The 4,785-nt window shown below is 71.5% G+C and carries 5 protein-coding genes and 1 pseudogene; all 6 read right to left on the bottom strand.

Going from position 1 to position 4,785, the window contains the following annotated elements; all coding sequences use genetic code 11:
* Window positions 1–370, bottom strand: a pseudogene (locus tag GPA27_RS27805) (hypothetical protein); the annotation flags it as partial.
* On the bottom strand, window positions 370–918 hold the full coding sequence (locus GPA27_RS27800) for a GspMb/PilO family protein (protein WP_169143647.1): 549 nt from the start codon (window positions 916–918) through the stop codon (window positions 370–372). The gene GPA27_RS27800 and the pseudogene GPA27_RS27805, both read right to left, overlap by 1 nt.
* Window positions 905–1,459 (bottom strand): PilN domain-containing protein, encoded by a 555-nt coding sequence (locus tag GPA27_RS27795; protein ID WP_169143646.1) that lies wholly within the window; start codon window positions 1,457–1,459, stop codon window positions 905–907. Before GPA27_RS27795 ends, GPA27_RS27800 begins: the two co-directional genes overlap by 14 nt.
* On the bottom strand, window positions 1,456–2,253 hold the full coding sequence (locus GPA27_RS27790; RefSeq protein WP_169143645.1) for a hypothetical protein: 798 nt from the start codon (window positions 2,251–2,253) through the stop codon (window positions 1,456–1,458). The genes GPA27_RS27795 and GPA27_RS27790 overlap by 4 nt, the downstream gene beginning before the upstream one ends.
* Window positions 2,234–3,958 (bottom strand): GspE/PulE family protein, encoded by a 1,725-nt coding sequence (locus GPA27_RS27785; RefSeq protein ID WP_169143644.1) that lies wholly within the window; start codon window positions 3,956–3,958, stop codon window positions 2,234–2,236. The genes GPA27_RS27790 and GPA27_RS27785 overlap by 20 nt, the downstream gene beginning before the upstream one ends.
* A gap of 112 nt (window positions 3,959–4,070) precedes the next feature.
* Complete coding sequence (locus tag GPA27_RS27780) at window positions 4,071–4,625, bottom strand: response regulator (RefSeq protein ID WP_169143643.1); 555 nt, start codon at window positions 4,623–4,625, stop codon at window positions 4,071–4,073.
* Window positions 4,626–4,785 lie beyond the last annotated feature (160 nt).

The raw sequence follows: 4,785 nt of genomic DNA, 5'->3' as shown, positions 1-4,785 counted from the left end.
CGTACCAGCTGTGCGCGGCGAAGAGCTCCGGCGCGGGGCGGGGCGCGGCGTCGGCCGGTGCCGCCGCTGTGGCCGCGGCAGGCGCGGGCGCCCCGTCCGGCGTGCTGGTGGGCGGCGTGCTGGTGGGCGGCGTACCGGCAGGTGGCGCAGGAGCGGCCGCGGCAGGGGTCGGCGCGGAGCGCAGCTCGGCGAGCTGGCGGCTCTGCGTGACTGGAGCGACCGGGGCGGCGGCAGCGGGCGCCGGCGCACGCGGGCGGGCGAGCGGCTGGACGGCGTCGTCGCCAGGACTTTCGAAGAATTCGGGGATCACCGCGAGCGCAGCGGCCGCACCGAGGAACACCACCCAGAAGAGCTTGCGCCGGTCCGCCATCAGCGCCTCGACAGGTACAGGGTCATGCGGATGCGCCCTTCGAGTTCGGAGTCGGACACCGCCTTGCGCTGCAGGTCGAGGTCTTCCACGCTCAGGCCCGGCACCTTCGCGATCGCGGTGTCGATGAAGCGGCGCAGCTGCGCGTAGCTGCCACGCACCGGCAGCAGGATCTGGTAGCGCGCCATGTCCGTGCCCTGCTCCACCGCGAGCGCGTACTCGCCGCGCGCGAGCGAGATCTTCTCGGCGTCGGCCGCGGCGTACAGGCCGTCGATCGCGCCGGTCGCGGCGGGCTGGGCCGGCAGCCCGGCGTAGAAGTCGTCGAGCTGGCGCGCGGGCGGCTGCGCGATGTGCACTTCGCCGCGCAGCACCGCCGAGGCCTGCGCCTGGGCGCGCAGCATGTGCTGTTCGGCGCGTTCGCGCGACTCGATGCCGGGCAGCACCACCAGCAGCGCCCAGCCTGCCGCCGCGGCGAGCAGCGCGGCACCGCCGAGGCCGGGCAGGCCGAGGCGGCGCAGCGCCTCGTGCAGCGTGAGCTTATGGATGCGCATGGTCCGTCACCCAGCTTGCGACGAGGCTGAAGCGCACCGGCCGGCCCTGCACCTGCTCGGCGAGCTCGTGATTGACGAGCGACACGTCGCGCAGCGCGGGCGTGTCCTCGAGCTTGCGGTGGTAGGCGAGCATCGCGCCGAGGTCGCGCGCCTCGGCGGTGACGCGCAGCTGGCGCTTGCGCGCGTCCGGTGTCAGCGACAGCAGCGCGACGTCGTCGCTGGCGAGCGCTTCCAGCGTCGCGAACAGCTCCTGCCAGGGGCGGTTGTCGATGCGCGCCTGCACGCGCTGCATGTCCGCCAGCCCATTGTCGCGGCCGTCGCGCGCCTTCGTGCCCGCGCCCGGCGGATGCTGGTCGAGCAGCGCCTCCGGCAGGCCAGCGACGATGTCGCGCACCGAGGTTTCCAGCGCAGCGGCCTCGGCCTCGATCTCGACGCTGGTCCACATCGCCGTGCCGATGAGGGCTATGCCCGCGGCGAACAGCACCCAGCCGCCGGCGCGGGGCCGCGGCGCGCGGCGGAAGTCGAGCTCGAGCCGGTTCATGACGCGACCGCCCGCGCCATGTCCTGCCACGTATCGCCGCCGCCCAGCGCCAGCGCCTGCGGCGCGATGCCTTCGACGGTCGGCCAGGCGCCCGCCGCGTGGCCGGGGGCATGCACATACACGGCCGGCGCCGGCCCCGCCGCCGGATCGCCGATGCCGTTGAGCTCGCACTCGCGCTCGAGCAGTGCCGCGACGGCGCGCTCGCTGTCGGCGCTGGCGCTGGAGCGCACCGACAGCCATTGCCCGGCGCGCGCGAGCAGCACGCTGCAGCGGCCCGGCTCGGCGACGGCGAACACGAAGTTGTCACGGGCGAGGCGCGGCTGCAGGCGGTTGTAGGCCGCCATCAGGTGCGGCTGCACCGACTCGAGGCGCAGCCCGGCGCCCTGCGCGACGGCCTGCAGGCGCTCCAGCAGCGCCTGTTCGACCGCCACGGCCACGCGCGGGCGGCCTGCGGCCTCGGGCGAGATGCGCAGCGCCCAGCCGGCCGCGATCGGCCCGTAGATGTCCTCGAAGCCGATGCGGGTGAAGGTCTCCAGCTCGGCGGGCGAGCCGATCGCGTCGCTCCACGGCACCAGGCGGAAGTGCGCGAAGTGGCTGGAGAGCACCACCGTCAGGCCGCCGCGGCGGGTGCCGGCCTCGCGCAGCAGCCCCTGCAGCGCATCGACGGCGGCGCTCCAGCCACCTTCGCAGTCGCCGGCGCCGCAGGGCGCGGGGCCCCCCCGCCCCGCGCGCAGCAGCGTCACCCGCGTCGGCGCGAGCACGGTGACGAGGTGGTCACGCGACAAAAGTGACACGGTTGATCTCCTCGAGCGTGGTCTGGCCGGTGCGCACGAGATCGAGTGCGGATTCGCGCAGCAGGCGCAGGCCGCGCTTCTTCGCGAGTTCCTTGAGTTCGGCGATGGGCTTGCGGTCGATGATGGTCTGGCGCAGCTCGTCGTCGAGCAGCAGCACCTCGGCGATCGCGGTGCGGCCGCGGTAGCCGCTGCCGCGGCAGCGCCCGCAGCCGGGGCTGTGCACGAAGCGCCAGCCGTGGGTGTCCGCGGGGTCGATGCCGGAGGCGACGAGCTCGTCGTCGCGCGGGCGCAGGTCGACCGCACAGTGCGGACAGGCGAGGCGGATCAGGCGCTGCGCGAGCACGCCGTTGAGCGCCGACACGAAGCTGTACGGGTCGACCTCCATCTGCGTGAAGCGGCCGATCACGTCGAACACGTTGTTGGCGTGGATGGTCGTGAACACGAGGTGGCCGGTGAGCGCGGACTGCACGGCGATCTGCGCCGTGTCGGGGTCGCGGATTTCACCCACCATGATCTTGTCCGGATCGTGGCGCAGGATGGAGCGCAGGCCGCGCGAGAAGGTGAGGCCCTTCTTCTCGTTCACCGGGATCTGCAGCACGCCGGGGAGCTGGTACTCGACCGGGTCCTCGATGGTGATGATCTTGTCCACGCCGCGGTTGATCTCGGTGAGCATCGCGTACAGCGTGGTGGTCTTGCCGCTGCCGGTCGGCCCGGTCACCAGCACCATGCCGTAGGGTTCGCCGGCGAGGCGGCGCAGCGTCTTCATGACGTCGGCCTCGAAGCCGAGCGAGTCGAGGCGCACGCCGTGCACCTGGTCGGCGAGATCCTGCTTGTCGAGCACGCGCAGCACGGCGTCCTCGCCGAAGATGCTTGGGATGATGGAGACGCGGAAGTCGATCTGGCGCCCCTTGATCGCGACCTTGAAGCGGCCGTCCTGCGGCACGCGCTTCTCGGCGATGTCGAGCTCGGCCATCACCTTCACGCGAGAGATCATCTGCTCGGCCACTTCGGCGCCCTGCACGCGGCTGGCGGTGTTGAGCACGCCGTCGACACGGTACTTGATCACCATGCCGCTGCCGGTGACGCTCAGGTGGATGTCGCTCGCCTTGGCCTTGAGCGCGTCGTAGAGCGTCGAATTGACCAGCTTGACGACGACGCTGGAGTCCTCGCTGATGCGCGTGAGCGAGAGCGTCTCGACGTCCTCGACGATCTCTGCCTCCTCGTGCGCCTCGGCGAGCGAGTCGATGGCGTGGAAGTCTTCCTCGTGGCGCGCGAGGTAGGCCGACAGGTCCGCCGGATGCGCGAGATACAGCTCCGCGCCGGCGAGGCGCTCGTCGATCCACGCGAGCCGCGCGCCGTCGAAGGGATCGGAGATCACGCCGACGAGGCCGCCGCCCGCTTCCGGCGGACGCTTCACGAGCACGAACTCGTGCTTGATCGCGTCGGCCAGCGGCACTTTCGAGAAGTCCGGCGCGCTGGCGAACAGCTGCTCGCTGCCGAGCACCGGGTAATGCAGCGTGATGGCCAGGCGACGCACGAATTCGCGCGGTTCGAGTCCGGCCAGCTCCTCCAGTTCGTCGATCGCGCGGCGCCCCTGCGTCGCGGCTCGCTCGCGTGCCGTTCGCAACAGGGCGGCATCGAGCCGCGCCACCACACCGTTGCCGTCGTCCGGCACGACCATTTCAGGGGTGACATGCATGTCCATCGCATCGATCTCCTGCGGGTCGCGTGCTAGCTGGCCCGCCGTTTCTTCATTTCTTATCGCCGCACGGTGCGTCCTTCCCGCTTCCCTCGCGCCCTGCCGCGCCTCTCTGTTGTCATTCTTCGCCCTCGCCTTCGCCCTCGCGCAGCGGCCGGTGCAGGCCGGCATGCCGCCGGTCGGCGAACAGCCACGTCCCGTCGTACAGCCGCATCGGGAAGCGATGGCTCGGGTGCTGGCGCCGGTCCGGGTGCGTCAGCCCGTGATCCCCGTACGGCTCGGCCCCGCCCGCGACGCGTGTCGCCACGCCGGGGCCGATGCTGCACACCACTTTCGACAGCTCGGCGAGCGGGAAGGGCTTGAACAGGATGTGTTCGATGCCCCGCCGTGCCGCCTCGTCATACACCTCGTTGCGCGGCTGCCCCGTCATCAGGATGGCGTTGGCGGTCGCCCCGCGCATCCGGATCGCGTCCAGCACCTGGAAGCCGGACATGTCCGGGAGCCGGTAGTCGAGCACCAGCACGTCGGGCACGAAGTCATCCAGCGTCAGGATCGCGCTCGCGCCGTCGCACGCCACGCGGGCGTCGCAGCTGGCCCGTTGCAGGTAGGCCTGCAAGTTCTCTGCGAGGATGTCCTCGTCTTCGACTATCAACACCCTTCGGCTGGCTGACATGGCCGTCTCCGCGTTTGCTCCGCTCCGATCGAGAATGCCGGATACGGCTTTGACGGTACATCAGCATGCTTTGTGCCAACTTCCACATCCCGCGGAACGGGCGGGCTTCCGGTGAATCCGGCGCTCCCCGACGCCCTGCTCCGCCCCCGAAAGTGGGGAA

Source organism: Aromatoleum toluolicum (assembly GCF_012911005.2).
In the GTDB taxonomy this organism is placed as follows: domain Bacteria; phylum Pseudomonadota; class Gammaproteobacteria; order Burkholderiales; family Rhodocyclaceae; genus Aromatoleum; species Aromatoleum toluolicum.
This window is presented reverse-complemented; position numbering and strand designations above follow the sequence as displayed.